The sequence below is a fragment of the Kribbella sp. NPDC003557 genome (assembly GCF_040610805.1).
Lineage (GTDB): Bacteria > Actinomycetota > Actinomycetes > Propionibacteriales > Kribbellaceae > Kribbella.
In genome coordinates this window covers 158,798-175,345 of record NZ_JBEXMY010000013.1, presented here as the reverse complement: position 1 = coordinate 175,345, position 16,548 = coordinate 158,798, and the positions used below count along the sequence as shown (strand labels likewise).

The 16,548-nt window shown below is 70.0% G+C and carries 10 protein-coding genes; 4 read left to right on the top strand and 6 right to left on the bottom strand.

Going from position 1 to position 16,548, the window contains the following annotated elements; all coding sequences use genetic code 11:
* Positions 1–6: 6 nt before the first annotated feature.
* Genes ABZW60_RS39050 through ABZW60_RS39035 form a run of 4 tightly spaced genes read right to left on the bottom strand, consistent with a single transcriptional unit; the run spans position 7 to position 7,321 of the window.
* Positions 7–2,865, bottom strand: a complete 2,859-nt coding sequence (locus ABZW60_RS39050; RefSeq protein ID WP_355485701.1) for a glycoside hydrolase family 2 TIM barrel-domain containing protein — start codon at positions 2,863–2,865, stop codon at positions 7–9.
* A complete protein-coding gene (locus ABZW60_RS39045; RefSeq protein ID WP_355485700.1) occupies positions 2,862–4,856 on the bottom strand; it encodes a beta-galactosidase in 1,995 nt (664 codons plus the stop codon). The genes ABZW60_RS39050 and ABZW60_RS39045 overlap by 4 nt, the downstream gene beginning before the upstream one ends.
* Before the next feature lie 55 nt (positions 4,857–4,911).
* Positions 4,912–5,886, bottom strand: a complete 975-nt coding sequence (locus ABZW60_RS39040) for a LacI family DNA-binding transcriptional regulator (protein WP_355485715.1) — start codon at positions 5,884–5,886, stop codon at positions 4,912–4,914.
* A 46-nt stretch (positions 5,887–5,932) separates the two neighbouring features.
* Positions 5,933–7,321, bottom strand: coding sequence for a glycoside hydrolase family 28 protein (locus ABZW60_RS39035; RefSeq protein WP_355485699.1), 1,389 nt, complete (start codon positions 7,319–7,321; stop codon positions 5,933–5,935).
* A 147-nt stretch (positions 7,322–7,468) separates the two neighbouring features.
* Between ABZW60_RS39035 and ABZW60_RS39030 the strand changes: the two genes are divergently transcribed.
* The 3 genes from ABZW60_RS39030 to ABZW60_RS39020 are packed head-to-tail and all read left to right on the top strand — an operon-like array spanning position 7,469 to position 11,675.
* Positions 7,469–8,896 carry a glycoside hydrolase family 28 protein gene (locus ABZW60_RS39030; protein ID WP_355485698.1) on the top strand — a complete coding sequence of 476 codons (1,428 nt, stop codon included), beginning with the start codon at positions 7,469–7,471 and terminating at the stop codon, positions 8,894–8,896.
* Between the two features lie 11 nt (positions 8,897–8,907).
* Entirely contained in the window at positions 8,908–10,383 is a 1,476-nt protein-coding gene (locus ABZW60_RS39025; protein ID WP_355485697.1) for a glycoside hydrolase family 28 protein, read from the top strand.
* Complete coding sequence (locus ABZW60_RS39020) at positions 10,380–11,675, top strand: glycoside hydrolase family 28 protein (protein WP_355485696.1); 1,296 nt, start codon at positions 10,380–10,382, stop codon at positions 11,673–11,675. The genes ABZW60_RS39025 and ABZW60_RS39020 overlap by 4 nt, the downstream gene beginning before the upstream one ends.
* A 3-nt stretch (positions 11,676–11,678) precedes the next feature.
* Here the strand turns inward: ABZW60_RS39020 and ABZW60_RS39015 are convergent, their stop codons facing one another.
* Positions 11,679–12,866: a hypothetical protein gene (locus tag ABZW60_RS39015; RefSeq protein WP_355485695.1), complete on the bottom strand. Its 1,188-nt coding sequence runs from the start codon at positions 12,864–12,866 to the stop codon at positions 11,679–11,681.
* Between the two features lie 51 nt (positions 12,867–12,917).
* Positions 12,918–15,347 (bottom strand): pectinesterase family protein, encoded by a 2,430-nt coding sequence (locus ABZW60_RS39010; protein ID WP_355485694.1) that lies wholly within the window; start codon positions 15,345–15,347, stop codon positions 12,918–12,920.
* A 180-nt stretch (positions 15,348–15,527) separates the two neighbouring features.
* Here ABZW60_RS39010 and ABZW60_RS39005 point away from each other — a divergent pair, with 180 nt between their 5' ends.
* Positions 15,528–16,547 carry a LacI family DNA-binding transcriptional regulator gene (locus ABZW60_RS39005; protein ID WP_355485693.1) on the top strand — a complete coding sequence of 340 codons (1,020 nt, stop codon included), beginning with the start codon at positions 15,528–15,530 and terminating at the stop codon, positions 16,545–16,547.
* The last annotated feature ends 1 nt before the right edge of the window (position 16,548 follow it).

Sequence of the window (16,548 nt, the reverse complement as noted above, 5' to 3'; positions counted from 1 at the left end):
GGTACTTCAGGTCCGCTGGAAGGTCAGGCTGAAGGTGTATGGCGCTACTTCCAACTGGTGCTGGGGTGTGGCGGCGGGGCCGCAGGAGGCGGAGCCGAGGCCGGTTTGGGCGAGGTCGAGGTTGAGGTAGATGTGGTCGCGGGGAGCGAGGTCCGAGCGGTGGCGGGCGTGTTCCAGGTCCTCGGTGGTCCAGCGGCGCGCGGTCAGCTGGAAGTACGGCGCACCGCTCACCCGGAGACCGTTGCCGTCAGCATCGGTCAGCTCGGCCCAGCGGACGTCAACGCGCGAGCCGTTCTCCTGCGGTACGACGTACGCCGTCTGCAGCTCGTCGACGCTGCGTTCGTACCGCCCCACCCGCGCAGCCTCGCGACTGTCGGCGTAAGCCTCGCCCGGACCACCGCCGTACCACTGCACGTTCTCCAACTCTTTGGGGAGCGCAAGACACACGCCGACGCGCGGCCAAGTCCCGCAGCGCGGCGTGACGGCCGTACCGCCCCACTCCCCCTCCGGCTGCACGTCAACAGTCAACCGAAGGCGCTCCTCGTCAGCCGTCCAGCGGTACGTCGCACGCACCGCGACCCCCAAGCCTTCAGGCGCCACGCGCGTCCGCACGACCACCTCGTTGTCCACCACGTCGACGCCGTCGACCCGGTGCAGCAGCCGATCGAGCCCGGCAGCACGCCACTCCTGCGTCACGCCGTTACGCCCGCCTTGCCCGTTGTCGTTGTCGGTCGGAGCACGCCACAGGTCAAGCACCGGCCCGTCAACCGCCTGCCCGAAGAGCCGCGTCAGCCGACCAGTACTGCGGTCGAACTCACCCCCGCCGAGCGACAGCGACTCCCTGCCCTCGACCACAGCAGCCGTCCCCGGCGCAGCATCCTCAGTCGGCTGCTCCTGGACGAACTGCGCCCACGCAACCTCATGTCCCGCCTCGGCCCACGCCTCGTCCTTCGCCAGCACCGCCCGCACAGTCAGCACTCCAGGCATGAGCGGTGGGGCGACGGTGACTGACTGAGACGGCTGGACCGCAGGCACAGCAAGAACGCCGGCGGCCAACTCGACCCCGTCCTCCTCGACAGTCCAGACGAACTCCAGATCCGACGTGTCCGTGAAGGTGCGGTTGTTGCTGATCGTCAGCGGACTCGGCCCGGTGATACGAATCGGTTCGACGACCTTCTTGTACTCGGTCAGCCCCGGCGACGGGCTGCGGTCCGGGAACAGCAGCCCGTCGATGCAGAAGTTCATGCCGTGGAGTTGTTCGCCGAAGTCGCCGCCGTACACATGGTCGGTTGCGCCGGGCAACAGCAGGCCGTGGTCGATCCACTCCCAGACGAAGCCGCCCTGCAGGCGCGGATAGTGCTCGAGGATCCGCTGGTAGTCGGCCAGCCCGCCGGGACCGTTGCCCATCGCGTGCCCGTACTCGGCCAGGACGAACGGCAGGGCGCGCCGCCGGGCCTCCAGCTCCGGGTACTCCGCGGTCTCCTCCGGCACGTCCTCGGTCCGGGTGCCGATCGCCTCGAGGTCCTCCAGCGGCGGGTACATCAGGCTGTAGAAGTCGGAGAACTCGTACGTCCGGTCCCGCTCGTAGAACAGCGCCCGCTCCGGATCCCGCTGCCGCGTCCAGGCCGCCAGCTCGCCGAAGTTCCGTCCGCGGTGGCTCTCGTTGGCCAGCGACCAGATGACCACGCTGGGATGGTTCTTGTCGCGCTCGACCATCCGCCGCATCCGGTCGAGCATCATCGGCGCCCAGTCCGGATCGTCGGCCGGGTTGCCCCGCCAGTCGGTGTAGATGAACCCGTGCGTCTCGATGTCGCACTCGTCGATCACCCACAGCCCGAGCTCGTCGCACAGGTCCAGGAACGCCGGATGCGGCGGGTAGTGCGCGGTCCGGACCGCGTTGACGTTGTGCTGCTTCATCAGCACCAGGTCCTGGCGCATCGCGTCGACCGTCATCGCCCGGCCGCGCCGTTCGTCGTGCTCGTGCCGGTTGACGCCGCGGAAGAACAACGGCCGCCCGTTCGCGGTGAACAGCCCGTCCACCATCTCCACGGTCCGGAACCCGATCCGCAGCTCGACCGTCTCCCCCGGCACCTCGACCGTCGCGTCGTACAGCCGCGGCAGCTCGGCCGACCACGGCTCCACCGCGCCGATCGGCACCGGTACGCCGGGCTCCGCGACGACGCCGAGCTCCGGCACCCGCACGACCGCGCCCAGCATCGGTTCCGGCGTCACGTCGACGCAGAGCGTGCCGGCGCCGGTCCGGTGGTCGTACGACGCGTGGACGAAGACGTCGTCGATCAACGGCCGCGCGAGCAACGTCACGTCCCGGAAGATGCCGGGCAACCACCACATGTCCTGGTCCTCGAGGTACGACCCCGACGACCACTGATGCACCCGGACGGCCAGCGTGTTCCGCCCCGGCCGCAGCAGGTGGCCGACGGTGAACTCGCTCGGCAGTCGGCTGCCCTTCGCGGTCCCGGCCTCGACGCCGTTCACCCAGACCTTGAAGCACGAGTCGACGCCCTCGAACCGCAGCACGGCGCCGTCGGCCGGCCAGTCGCCCGGCAGGTCGAACCAGCGGACGTGATCGCCGGTCGGGTTCGCATCCGGCGCGTACGGCGGATCGATCGGGAACGGGAACGCCGTGTTGGTGTAGCGCGGCCGGTCGTGACCCTGCAGCACCCAGTGCCCGGGAACCTCCAGCTCGCCCCAGTCCGGCCCGGCCTCCGGTACGCCGTCGGGCGCGCTGTCCCGGAGCTTGAAACTCCAGCTCCCGTTCAGGCTGATCCGCGGTCGCGACGACCGCAACCACGCCCGCGGTTCCCGGGCGCCGGTGCTCGGCGTCAGATCCTCGAAGTACCTCACTGCGCCTCCTTGAACACCTGAACGTCCCACGGTCCCAGCTCGACTCGCCCGACGGGCACCGGCGGCGAGACGACGACCGAAGCACCCGACCAGTTGTGCACGAACCACCACCGCTCCCCCGCCGCGTTCACCGCCGACAGCGCGGTCACCGACGGAGCCCACAACCGCGACTCCCCGTGCAGCGTGGCAGCCAGCGCAGGATCCGGCACCGTGCCGACGTACGTCACCCGCCCGGCGCCGAACTGCTTGGTCGTGACGATCGGCCGTTCGCCGTCCGGATGCTCGTACGACGCCAGCACCTCCGCGTCGTCGACGAGCAAGGTCTCCGCCCAGCGCGTGGCACACCCGGCCATCCCGCGCACGGGCATCACGGCCTCGAGGTTCTCGAACTCGTGGTACGCCGTTCCGGCCGCCTCCCGCAACCGCGGCGGAGCGACCGACGGCCGTGGCCGAGCCTCCAGATCCGCGTATCCCGTCCGCGGGCCGACGATCAGATGCCCGCCGTCCCGCGCGTAGCCGACGAGCCGATCGAGCACCGCATCTGAGGCCACATACAAGCCGGCGGCAACGACCGCCGGCGCCGACAGCGCGGCCTCGAGCCGCTCGACCGGCACCACTCCCGGCCGCAGCCCGGCGTCCAGGATTCCGCCGTAGAACGCTTCGACGATCGTTCGGTACGACGCCTTGTCCGGCTGACCGTTCGCGGTGGCCAACGGCGGCTGGCACTGCATCGCCCAGTCGCTTTCGGTGGACCACAGCACCGCGACGTCGACATCAGGCGTCAGCTCGGCCACCGACGAACCGGCCGCCGCCAGCTCCGCCCCGAGCGCGACGATCTCCCGATACACCCGCCCCGGCTCCAGTCCGTGCCCGAGAATCCCGCCCCAGAACGTCTCCGCCCCGTGGTTGATCGAGTGCCAGTGCCAGTACTCGACCATCCGCGCACCGCGCGCCACCATCGCCCAGGCGAGCTGCCGGAGCTGCCCGTCGTACGGCGGCCGGTTCTGGTGCGAGCCGCCGATCGAGGTCGCGTTCGTCTCGGTCACCAGGAACGGCTCGCCGCGCGACCCGTACACCCGGTCGGCGGCCAGGAACAGTTCGGAGACGCTCCGCCCGATCCATCCGGGCGCCAGCCGCGACGGTCCGTCGGCCGGCCGCGCCAGGCCGTCCTGCACGTCCACGTAGATGTTGCCTGCCGCAACATCCAGCGGCGAGGTCAACGCGACGTCGGCCACCGCGGGCCGGTCGTACGCCACACACGTCGTCACGAACTGCTCCGGCCGCCGCAGGCCACGGACCAGCTCCGCCTGCCAGCCGATGAACTCCGTGGTGCGCTCCGCCTGGAAGCGGCGCCAGGCCAGGTCGTACGACGGCGTGCTGTTCCCGTCCGGCCGCCACAACTCGGACCAGTCGCTCAGCCGGTGCGACCAGTAGGTCAGGCCCCAAGCCTCGTTCAGCGCCTCGACATCGCCATAGGTCCGGCGCAGTCGAGCCACGAAGTCCGCGAAGGCCGACGCGTTGTGCGCCAGCAGCACCCCCGGCTCGTTGTCGACCTGGTACCCGATCACCGCCGGGTGGTCGCGGTACCGCTCCACGATCCGGCGCACCACCCGCTCCGCGTGGAACCGGAAGGCCGGCTGCCCGTAGTCGATCTCCTGCCGGATCCCCCACGGCACCGGGGCCCCGCTCTGCCGCTCGGCGGCGATCTCCGGGTGCGCGCGTTGCAGCCACGGCGGGACGGCGTACGTCGGCGTCCCGAGGATCACGCCGATCCCGCGGTCGTGGGCGCCGTCGAGCACCGGGCGGATCCATTCGAGGTCGAAGACGCCGTCCCGCGGCTCCCAGGTCGACCAGACCGACTCCCCGACGCGGATCGCGGTGATACCCGCCGCAACCATCAGATCGAGGTCGGCCGGGATCCGGTCACTGAGCGACCGCGGCAGATATTCCGGGTAGTAGGCCGTCCCCAGCACGACATGTGGCGGCAGCATGCGTCAACGCTAACCGACGGTCAGCCACCCGTGCAATCGTTTGCACGCGGGGATTTCAGCGAATCCTTGCGCGCCGCCGGGCGGTCCCGGTGCTGGCCCGCATCACGAGCTCGGGCGTCAGGAGATCCGGTGCCGGCCAGGCGTCGCCGCCGAGCCGCTTGGTGAGCTGCTGCCAGGCCAGCTCGCCCAGCCTGGCCCGCTCGTTGCGCAGCGAGGTCAACGGCGGCCGCGAGTACGCCGCGATCGGAATGTCGTCGTACGACGCGACCGACAGCTCCGACGGGACCTCGACGCCGTTGTCGTACATCCAGCTCAGCAGCCCGATACCGACCAGGTCGTTGAACGTGATGACCGCGGTCGCCCGGCTGTGCAGGACAGCGGGACCGGCGTCGTACCCGTGGTTGCCGGACCAGCCACCGTCGACCTCGTCCAGCGTCACGTCGAGAGCCCGCGCCGTACGACGCAGCGTGCGGCGCCGCTCGCCGTCGGACCAGGACGACGCGGGGCCGCCGACGTACAGCACGCGGCGGTGACCCAGGCCGGTGAGGTGCTCGAGCAGCAGCCGGGAGGCGACGCGGTAGTCGATCGCGACCACGCCCGCGTTCTTGACGTTGCGGTTGATGCAGACCACCGGCACCGGTTGCGCCAGCGCCTTCTCCAGCCCGGCGCGGGTGAGCCGCGAACTGCAGAGCACCAGTGCGCCGGAGTAGTCGACCAGCTCGTCGACGAGTCGCAACTCCTCGGCCGGGTCCTCGCCGCTCTCACCGATCAGCAGGCGGTAGCCGCCCGCCCGCGCCGCGGCGTTCAGCCCCTTCAGCACCTCGGAGAAGAACGGGTTCGCCAGGTCGGGCACCGTCACGCCGACCGTCAGCGGGCGGCCGAGCTTGAACTCCTGCGCCCGCTTGTCGGCGCGGTACCCCAGCTGGCCGGCGACGGCGCGCACATGGGCGACCACCTCGGGCGAGATCAGGTCGGAACCGTTCAGCGCGCGCGACACCGTCGAGACCGAGGTACCGGCCTCGCGTGCCACATCGATCAAGCGAACCCGTTCCGCCACTGTCTGTCCCCTGATTCCGCTATGAACCGCCGATCCGAACGTTCCGGATCGTCACGTCGTCGGCGTACTGTACGACAGCGTCCGCCGCGACCTCGTCGAACCGGCTGTCGGTGATCACCACCGAGGAGATGTGCTTCGTCTCCGCCCCCACGATGCGGTACGCGCGCTCGGCGCGGGCCACCCGGACCCGGTCGAAGCGGATGCCGCGCACGTCGGGGAACAACGACTGGTCGCCACCTCCCTGGTAGCTGAAAGTGATTTCCAAAGGACGATACATCCAGGCCCGCGAATCCACGTCGCTGACATCGACATTGTGGACGTACCCGCCGCGGGTCGAGGTGGACTTCACGCACAGCAGCCATTGCAGGTAGGCCTCGTCCGCCGCCGGGTCGCCCGGCGCGCGCAGCCGGCGGACGAACACGTCCTCGACGCCGCCGCTCATCTCGCTACCGACAGCGACCGCGGCGCCACCGCTGAGGAACGTGCAGTCCTCGACGATGATCCCGCGCGACGGCAGGCCGAGCCGGCGGCCGTCGGCGTCCCGGCCGGACTTGATCGCGATGCAGTCGTCATGGGTCGCGAACGTGCTGTCGCGGATCAGGACGTCGGTGCAGGACTCCGGGTTGCAGCCGTCGCCGTTCGGACCGAGGTTGTTCACGGTGACGCCGCGGACGGTGACGTTGCGGCACTCCAGCGGGTGGATCGTCCACATCGGCGAGTCCTTCACCGTCACGCCCTCGATCAGCACGTTCGTGCAGCGGAACGGCTGGATGAAGCTCGGGCGGAGATAGTGCCCCTCGCCGAAGACGCGCTGCTCGACCGGGACCTGCTCGTTGTTCATCCGCTCGAGCTCGGCCCAGTCGGCGCGCTGGTTCGGCAGGCCGGTGTGCCAGCCGTACTGCCCGCTGCCGATCAGGTACCACCAGTGCTCGTTGTCACCGGCCCCGTCGAGCACACCCTTGCCGGTGATGCCGATGTCGGTCTGCCCCTCGGCGCGGATCAGCGACGAGTAGTTGTACACCTCGACGCTCTGCCACCGGGTCCGCACCACCGGCAGGTACGCCGCCGGGTCCGTGCTGAAGCGCAGCGTCGCCCCTTCCTCGAGGTGCAGGTCGACGTGACTGAGCAGGTTGATCGCACCGGTCTGCCACACGCCGGGCGGTACGACGACGTGCCCGCCGCCCGCCTGATGACACGCGGAGACGGCAGCGGCGATCCCGGCCGTCGCGTCGTCCGGCGTGGCGCCGTACGCGGTGATCGGGAACCAGGCATCGCGGAACCGCGGCGGCCGGATCCGCGACCGGATCAGGCCTTCGGTGCTCAGATCGGCGGCCGCGGGAAGTCCGATGCCTGCGGCAACGACTCCTCCCAGGGACAGGCCGAGCAGCTGACGACGGGTGGGGCGCATGGGCGGAACCTTCCTCAGGGGCGGGGTGAGGTAAAGCTTTGCCCGCAAGTATCCAAGAGATTCCGCCACGGTCAAGCCCAGGCGTTGACACCCTCGCGGTCTCCGGGCACGATCGGTTGCAATCGTTTGCATTCTAGGAGGCCGCGGATGACCGCCCCTGTTCGTCGCCGTACCGTCCTGTTCGCCGGCGGAGCCGCTCTGACCGGCGGATCCGTGGTCGGCGGATCCCTGATCGGCGGCGGCACCGCCCCGGCCGCCGCCGCGCTCGCCCCGGAGGCGGCCGCCGACGCGCAGATCGCCGCCATCCTCGGCCGGATCCGCCCGCCGCGGTTCCCCGACCGCCGGTACGACGTGACCGACTTCGGCGCCGTCGGCGACGACGCCACCGACTGCACGGCCGCGATCCGGACAGCGATCGAGACCTGCCACCGCGACGGCGGCGGCCACGTCGTCGTGCCGGCCGGCGACTACCGCACCGGCGCCGTCCACCTGCTGAGTCGCGTCGACCTGCATCTGGCGGCCGGTGCACGCCTGGCGTTCAGCCAGGACCCGGCCGCGTACCTCCCGGTCGTGCCGACGCGTTACGAGGGGACGGAGTGCTACAACTACTCCGCCTTCGTCTACGCCTACGGTCAGCGCGACATCGCGGTCACCGGCGCCGGCGTGCTGGACGGCCGCGCCGACGCGACGCACTGGTGGGACTGGACCGGCGGTCCGCCGCCTAACGAGGGACCGGACAAGACACTGCTGATCCAGATGGCCGAGGCCGGTGTCCCGGTCGAGCAGCGGGTGTTCGGCGCCGGCCACAACCTGCGGCCGAACCTGCTGCAGTTCAACCGCTGCGAGAACGTGCTGCTCGAGGGCATCACGGTCAAGGACTCGCCGATGTGGAACCTGCACCCGGTGCTCTGCCGCAACGTGACGATCCGCGGCGTGACCGTCGACAGCCCGGACGGGCCGAACAACGACGGCATCGACCCGGAGTCCTGCACCGACGTGCTGATCGAGAACTGCACGATCTCCACCGGCGACGACTGCATCGCGTTCAAGTCCGGTAAGGACGCCGACGGCCGGCGCGTGAACGTCCCGGCCCGGTACGCCGTCGTCCGGAACTGCGAGATGGCCGACGGGAACGGCGGCGTGACGGCCGGCAGTGAGACCAGCGGCGGCGTGCTGGACCTCTTCGTCCGGGACTGCCGGATGAGCAGCCCGCACCTCGAACGCGCGATCCGGATCAAGAGCAACCCGAACCGCGGCGGCACGATCGCGAACATCGACGTCCGCCGGGTCGAGGTCGGCCAGGCCGCCGACTCGGCCATCGAGATCGTGCTCAACTACGCCAACGTGACCACCGGCGGCTATCCGCCGGACGTGCACGGCATCACGATCAGCCGGCTCACCGTGGCGTCCGCGCCGCGCGCCCTGAACCTGCTCGGCCTCACCGACGACCCGCTGCGCGACATCCGCCTGCACCAGTGCCGCTTCGACGCGATCACCGAGGACAACGTGATCGAGAACGTCGAAGGCCTGCGCCTGGACCAGGTCTGGATCAACGGCACCCGCGTCGACAACTGAAGGAGCCTCCCATGAACGATCTGAACCGAAAAACCTTCCTCCGCCTCGGCGCCGCCGCGGCGGCATCAGCCGCCGCCGTCGCCGCAGGCGCCGCGCCCGCGGCGGCCACCGCCGGTAGTGGCATGGGGAGCGGTGCCGGCGCAGCCGGGAGTGTGGGGGCGCTCGACGCGTCCGGCATCGCCGCCGACCCCGGCCCCGGCTGGGGCCAGGTCGGAGAGATCCTGCGCAACACCAAGCCACCACGATTCCCGGCGCGCGACTTCTCCATCACCAGCTTCGGCGCCGTTCCGGGCGGTGTCACGCTCGCTACGGACGCCATCGCGAAGGCGATCGACGCCTGTCACCGAGCCGGCGGCGGCCGCGTCGTCGTACCGGCCGGCACCTTCCTCACCGGCGCGATCCACCTGAAGTCCAACGTCAACCTGCACGTCTCCGCCGGTGCCACGCTGCTCTTCAGCACCGACCCCGGCGACTACCTGCCCGTCGTCCTGACCCGCTTCGAGGGTCAGGAGTGCATGAACTACTCGCCGTTCATCTACGCCCGCGACTGCGAGAACATCGCCGTCACCGGCAGCGGCACCCTCGACGGCGGCGCGACCTGGGACAACTGGTGGTCCTGGGTCACGCCTTCCGGCCCGGACGCCCAGGCGCTGCAGCAGATGGCGGCGGACGGCGTACCGGTCGCGGACCGCGTGTTCGGCGACGGTCACCACCTGCGCGCCGCGTTCATCGAGACGCAGTCCTGCCGCAACGTGCTGATCGAGGGCCTGACGATCCTGCGGTCGCCGTTCTGGGAGATCCACCCGGTGCTGTCCCGCAACGTCACCGTCCGCGGCCTGACCATCGACAGCCGCGGCCCGAACAACGACGGCGTCAACCCGGAGAGTTCGCAGTACGTCCACATCCAGGACTGCACGCTGAACTGCGGCGACGACTGCATCGCGATCAAGTCCGGCAAGGGCGCCGACGGCCTACGGATCAACGTGCCGTCGGAGAACATCCTGATCGAGAACTGCACGCTGAACATCCGGTACGGCGCGATCACGATCGGCAGCGAGATGACCGGCGGCGTCCGGAACGTGTTCGTCCGCAACTGCACGATCGGCAGCCCGAACCTGTACTTCGGGCTCTACATCAAGACCAACTCGGTGCGCGGCGGCTTCGCCGAGAACATCTACCTGCGCGACCTGGAGATCTCGAACCTGACCAAGGAAGTCGTGTCCTGCAACTTCTACCGCAGCGAGGGCGACGTCGGCCCGCTGACGCCGCGGGTGCGCAACGTCGAGCTGCGCAACGTGAACGTCGGCCACGCCCGGAACGCGTTCTCGATCTTCGGGTACCCGCGCTCGCCGATCCAGGACTTCCGGCTGATCGACTGCACGTACACCAGCATCGACGCCGCCAGCTCGATCCAGGACACGGAGCTCACGTTCCAGAACTTCACTGTCAACGGTCAGCTGATCACCGATCCGGCCCAGCTCACGTGACCGCTCCGGACACCGTTCACCCGGCCGGCTGGCCGGACGCCGACCGCATTCTGGCCGGCGTCCGGCCGCCGGCCTTTCCCGCCGTCGACTTCCCGATCACCTCGTACGGCGCGGTCGAGGCGAACGCCGGCCCCGGGATCACTGCCGCGATCGCCGCCTGCCACGCGTCCGGCGGTGGGCGCGTCGTCGTACCGCCCGGCCGCTGGCACACCACCGGGATCCGCCTGCTGTCGTCCGTCGAGCTGCACGTCAGCGACGGCGCCACGCTGTTGTTCAGCACCGACCCGGCCGACTACCTCCCGCTCGTCGAGACGCGGTACGAAGGTCTCGACGTCCTCAACCACGCGCCGATGATCTACGCGAACGGCTGCACCGACATCGCGATCACCGGCACCGGCACGCTCGACGGCCAGGGCTCGTGGGACAGCTGGTGGCAATGGTTCCACGAGTGTGACGACGAGTTCCGGACACTCCGCGAACAGAGCTGGTACGGCGTACCGCTCGAGGACAGGGTGCGCGGCACCCGCCTGCGGTCGTCGTTCGTGCAGCCTTACGACTGCACCAACGTGCTGATCGAGGGCGTGACCGTGGTGCGCTCACCGTTCTGGCAGATCCACCCGGTGCTCTGCCGCAACGTGACGATCCGCGACCTGGTGATCGACTCGCAAGGGCCGAACAACGACGGTATCGACCTCGAGTCGTGCCGCTCGGTGGTCGTCTCAGGCTGCGTGATCGACGCCGGCGACGACTGCATCGCGCTCAAGTCCGGGCGCGAGGCGGACGGGCTGCGCGTGGACGTGCCGACCGAGGACGTGCTGATCGAGGACTGCGAGCTGCGGGTCAAGTACGGCGCGATCACGCTCGGGTCCGACCTGACCGGCGGCGTCCGCAACGTCTACGTCCGTAACTGCCGGATCGGCGGACCGTACTTCGCGCTGTACATCAAGACCAACGCGGTCCGCGGCGGCTTCGTGGAGAACGTCTACCTGCGCGACATCACCGTCACCGACGTCGCGAAGGAAGTCGTCCAGTGCAACTTCCATCGCGGCGAGGGAGAGGCCGGTCCACTCACGCCGTCGGTGAGGAACGTCGAGCTCCGCGGCGTGCAGGTGGAGCACGCGCGCAACGCGCTGCTGCTGCGCGGCTACCGGCACGCGCGGATCGAGGACTTCCGGCTGGTGGACTGCGCGTTCACCGTCGACCAGCCCAGCACCGTGCAGCACACGGCGCTGAGCTTCGACAACGTCACGGTCAACGGCCGTCCGGTGAAGGACGTCCACCAGATCCGCTGACCGCTACGGCAGGTGCGCGCAGTGGACGTCCAGGTCCCACAGGATCACCGACAACGCGTACGGGCTGATCGTGTGGTCGCCGTGGGTCGCGTCCTCCAGCAGCTCCCAGTGGCCGTTGGACTCGTTGCTCACCGCATCGGTCCCGATCACGGCGATCCGCTGCCGCACCGCCGCCTCGTACGACCGGTGGCCGACGCCGTTGAAGCAGCACTCGTCGAACCGGTTGAGGATCTGCATCTGCCGCCGGTGCGGCCCGACGGCGGCGAGCGCGTAGAAGTCGGGGAAGTCGGCCAGCCCGTAGAACCCGGGCTGCATGTCCAGCCGCTGCTCCCAGTCGCCGCGGGTCGGGCTCGGCTTCGGCGACCCCGGCCGGACGAAGAACGGCAGCGAGCCGGCCGTCGGGTACGACCGGGTGATCCGCGTGTCCAGCGCCGGGTACACGCTCGTCGCCCAGCCGCCGCCGGACAGCCCGATCATCTGCACCGACGACGGCCGGTACGTCGCCTGCACGTAGTTCATCGCGACCGCCGGCGGCGTGAGGAACAGCGCGAGCGGTGAGTAGGTGGCCGAGGCCCACTGCGGCAGGTCGTTGTGCGACGGCTGCAGTTGCTTGGTCGGGTCGGCCGGGTCCTGCAGGGTCTTCGGGTTCCAGTGGTAGAACGGCATCGCGAACAGCAGTACGGTGTACCCGTGGTCGAGCAGACCCTGCGCGACCCGCTGCATCGTGTCCAGGCCCTCACCGTGGCCGTTGTGGTAGAACGCGACCCGCCGGTGCGTGCTCTGCGTCGGCTCGAGCAGGAACACGGTCGCGACGTACCCGAACTCCATCGCCACGTCGAGCTTGTCGTAGCGCCGCACGCCGGTGAACGCCGGCAGCTCGGGCGGGACGCCGACGTCGCGCCGTACAGCCGGCAGCCCGGTCGGCAGGACGCCGGTGTCCTTCCACACCTGCGCGACCAGCCGCGGCCGCAGCGCGTCCGCGTCGGCGGCGGTGTGGATCTTCATCAGCTCCTCGACGTCCACGCCGACGACGACCTGCGGCAGCGTCTTGTACGTCGCCGCGTGGGCGGCCGCGATCTCAGCATTCACCGGTGCGACGGGGCGCGGCGCCGGGTGCGGCTGCACACCGCCCGCGGGGACCTCCGTCGCGGCCGCCGTCAGCGGCCATCCGGTCGCGCTGCCGGCAGTCACGGCGAGAGCACCTCCGAGAATGGCCCGACGGTTGACGTTCTTCATCATGGATCACCTTTCGAGGCGGGGAACGACCGGGTGCCATCCGCCGAACACGAACGACGGGTCGCGCAGCTGCGCTGCCTCCTCGTCGCCGAGCTGCCGGGAGCAGGCCAGTCGGGTGCTGGTGTCGAGCGGCTGACCGGCCAGGTCGGTGCTGTGGTACTCCCAGAACCGGATCTGGCCTGCGGCCGCGCAGTCGTTGGGGCTGGTGATCTGCCAGCCGGTCTTCTTCACGTGGCCGTCCATCGCGGAGTCGATGAACACGGCCTGGCTGGTCGGGAACCGGCTCAGCTCGGCGCGAGCCAGGAACACGCTGTCGTCGGGCACACCCGGCGCGCGGGTCAGCCGCACGCGCACGAAGATGTTGCCGGGCCCGTTGTCGATGTTGCGGACCTGGTTGTAGTAGCCCTCGTGGAGCGCCTTCAGCTCGGAGTCCTGCAGGAAGACGCCGCCGGTCCCCCACACGAAGTCCACGTCGCCCTCGACGTAGCTGTTCGTCACGAACGCCTGGCCTTGCAGGCGCAGGCTGTCCTGGTACCCGAGGATGCGGACCCGGGCGAGCACGATCCGGCTCCCGTTCCCGAAGAACGCCTCGGCCTGCGAGCCGCGGTACGGCGTCAGGTTCTGCACGGTCACGTCGGTCATCGTGAAGTCGTCGGCGAAGACGGCCATCGCGGACCGCCAGCAGTTGAACCGGTCGGACTGCGGGATGACGCGGCGCTGGCAGTACGACTGCTCCATCGGGACGCTGCCCATCGCGGAGTCGCCGTTCAGCAGGTTGTTGTTGGGGTACCCGATGACGGTCTTGCCGGCGCCCGCGCCGCGGATCGTGATGCCGGGCTTGGTCGGCGGCACCCAGACGAGCTCCCGGTACAAGCCCGGTGCGACGTCAATTGTCGACTTGTGGCCTTCGGCAACGAAATCGACGGCGCTCTGCACCGTACAGAAGTCCTTGCCGCGCCCGACGGTCAGCTGGCCGTCGCTCCTCGGATCCTGCCGCGTCCGGAACCGCCAGTCGGTGATGCCGGCGTTTCCGACGACGAAGCCGGGGTCCACGGTCACGTAGTACACCTGGCCGGCGTCCAGCCGCTGGTGCGGATACACGGTCACCGTGCGCCCGTCGACCACGACCGCCTGGTACATCCAGCGGTGCACCTGGTCGAAGTCCGTCCGCGCGCCACCGACCGTGCGCTGGAACGACGCGAGGTCCGTCAGGCTGATGGTGTCGACGACGTCGCCGTTCGCCTTGTGGATCTGCAGCTTTCCGCTCACGCCGAGCCGCACCGGTCCCTGGAAGCTCATGCTCAACGCCGTGTCCGAGCAGGTCGCGTCCTCCGGCCCCTGCGGCGACAGCCTCACAGCACCGGCCGCCCCGGTAGCCCACCCGGTGAGCCCCTTCAGCACAGCCGTCAGCTTCGCGGCCGCAACCTGGTGCCCCTGCACATTCGGATGCGTACTCCCGTTGAAGTCTCCGGCCCCGAGCCACCCGGTCGTGTCGACGTACACGATCCGCCGGTCCTTCATCGCGGCAACCGCCGCCTTGATGTCGTCCGCGTGCGTCCCGTTGAAGGGGCGCAGGGCGACGATCAGCGTCTTCGGATCGGCCGCCCGGATCTGCCGCAGATAGGCGACATACCCCGCGGTGAACTCCGCGCTGCCGTACGCCGCGTCGTTCGTGCCGAAGTTGACGACGGCGGCACCCGGCTCGGGGTCCGTTGTGGGGAAGCCGGCCAGATTCAGGCCGAACGAGTCGGCGGCGGTCCCGACGTTGCCGTGCCCCGGCTGCAGGATGCCCTGCTTGCCGAAGCCGACCTGGGTGATGTCGGCGCCGAACGCCTCGCCGACCAGGTGCGGGTACGCCTTGGTGCCGTCCGCGCAGTCGGTGCCGAGCTCGGCGCACAGGGCCATCACGCCCTGGGTGATCGAGTCGCCGTAGAACTCGATCCGGTGCTCGGCCGTGGTCGGCAACGGGATCAGCTTGGCGTCGGGGGCGAGCTCGATCTTCTCCAGCACGACGCCGGTCTGCAGCGGGACGTTCCAGCGGTTCTCGTACTCGTCGACGTCCTTGACCAGGATCTCGGCGGTGTGCGCGACCGTCGGGTCCAGGTCGTCGGCGAACACCTTCTGGTCCGCGTCGACCTTGTGCAGCGCGGGCGCCCCGCCGTCGATCGCGACGTACAGCTGCGCGGGGACCGTGATCGACGCGGTGTCGAACAAGGCCCCGAGGTGTGAGCCGGTGAAGCGGAAGCGGACCGAGGAGCCCGAGTTCACCGTGATCGCGACGTCGTCGTCGCGGCCCCAGTGACCGTCGAGCTCGATCCGCGGGTCGAACGGGCCGTAGGTCGCCGGGTTCGCGGCGGCTGCCGGTCCGGCGGACACGGTCAGCAGTCCGGCTCCGGCGAGCACGACCAGACACAGGCTCAACAGACGATTGCGCACGGCGATCTCCTCGCGCGGACCGCCGCAACAGAGGCCCGGGGCGGTGGGCGGGTAATCCTTTTCCTCGCAACCGTGACAGTGCCGCGCGGTGACGTCAAGGGTTCACCGCGGGAAATCGGGAAAAGGTTTACATCGCGCTTCCGGCAGCGATCTGCGCTGTGCTCATGGTCCAATGGGGCGGTGAGAAAGCCCGTTGCGAACCGCGCAGCTCGTGCGACGATCCATGACGTGGCGCGGCTGGCCGAGGTGTCCACGGCGACCGTGTCGCGGGTGCTGAGCGGCGGCAAGCCGGTGTCGCCGGAGGTCGCCGACCGGGTCCGGGTGGCCGCCCAGGACGTCGGCTACCGGCCGAATCCGGCGGCCCAGACACTGCTGCGCGGCAGCAGCCGGACGGTCGGCGTCGTCGTACCGGACCTCGGCAATCCGTACTTCGCGGAGATCCTCAAAGGCATCGCCGCCGAGGCCGCCGCGGACGAGCACCACACGCTGGTCGCCGGCACCGAGGAAGACCCGGAGCAGGAGTACCGCTCCGCGATCGAGCTCGCGCGCTGGGTCGACGGCCTGCTGCTCTGCGCGCCGCGGATGAGCACGCCGCGCCTGCGCGAGGTCGCGGAGGCGGCCCGCCGCCTGGTGCTGATCAACCGGGTGCTGCGGCACTCCGCCGTCGGGTCGGTCGTGGTCGACTACCACCTCGGCGTCCGCGCACTGTGCGAGCATCTCGCGTCGCTCGGGCACAAGCGGATCGTGTACCTGCAGGGTCCGACCGCCGCGTGGTCGGACCAGCAACGGCAACGCGGCTTCCGCTCACCGGAGGCGTCCGGGCTCACGATCATCCGGGTGGAGTGCGGTTCGACCCTCGTCGACGGGCGGGAGGCGGTCGACGAGGCGCTGACGTATCAGCCGACCGCGATCATCTGCTTCAACGACCACGTCGCCGTCGGCGTCCTCAGCCGGCTGCGCGAGCTCGGCCTGTCCGTCCCTGCCGACATCTCGGTCGCCGGGATCGACGACGCCCCGATGAGCGCCCACACCGATCCCGGCCTGACGACGTACGCCGTCTCCACCGTCGAGCTGGGCCGCCAGGCCTGGGAACGCTTCACCCCTAGAGTCACCACCGCCACCACCCACCTCCAAGGCGAACTGGTCGTCCGAGGCTCCACCGCCCATCCCCCACGCCGGGGGGCCAGAACGAGCCGCTGAC

Bases quoted from the DNA above. Each gene is read 5' to 3' on its own strand.
- ABZW60_RS39045 (WP_355485700.1), bottom strand. From the start codon at position 4,856: ATGCTGCCGCCACATGTCGTGCTGGGGACGGCCTACTACCCGGAATAT.
- ABZW60_RS39035 (WP_355485699.1), bottom strand. From the start codon at position 7,321: ATGCGCCCCACCCGTCGTCAGCTGCTCGGCCTGTCCCTGGGAGGAGTC.
- ABZW60_RS39030 (WP_355485698.1), top strand. From the start codon at position 7,469: ATGACCGCCCCTGTTCGTCGCCGTACCGTCCTGTTCGCCGGCGGAGCC.
- ABZW60_RS39025 (WP_355485697.1), top strand. From the start codon at position 8,908: ATGAACGATCTGAACCGAAAAACCTTCCTCCGCCTCGGCGCCGCCGCG.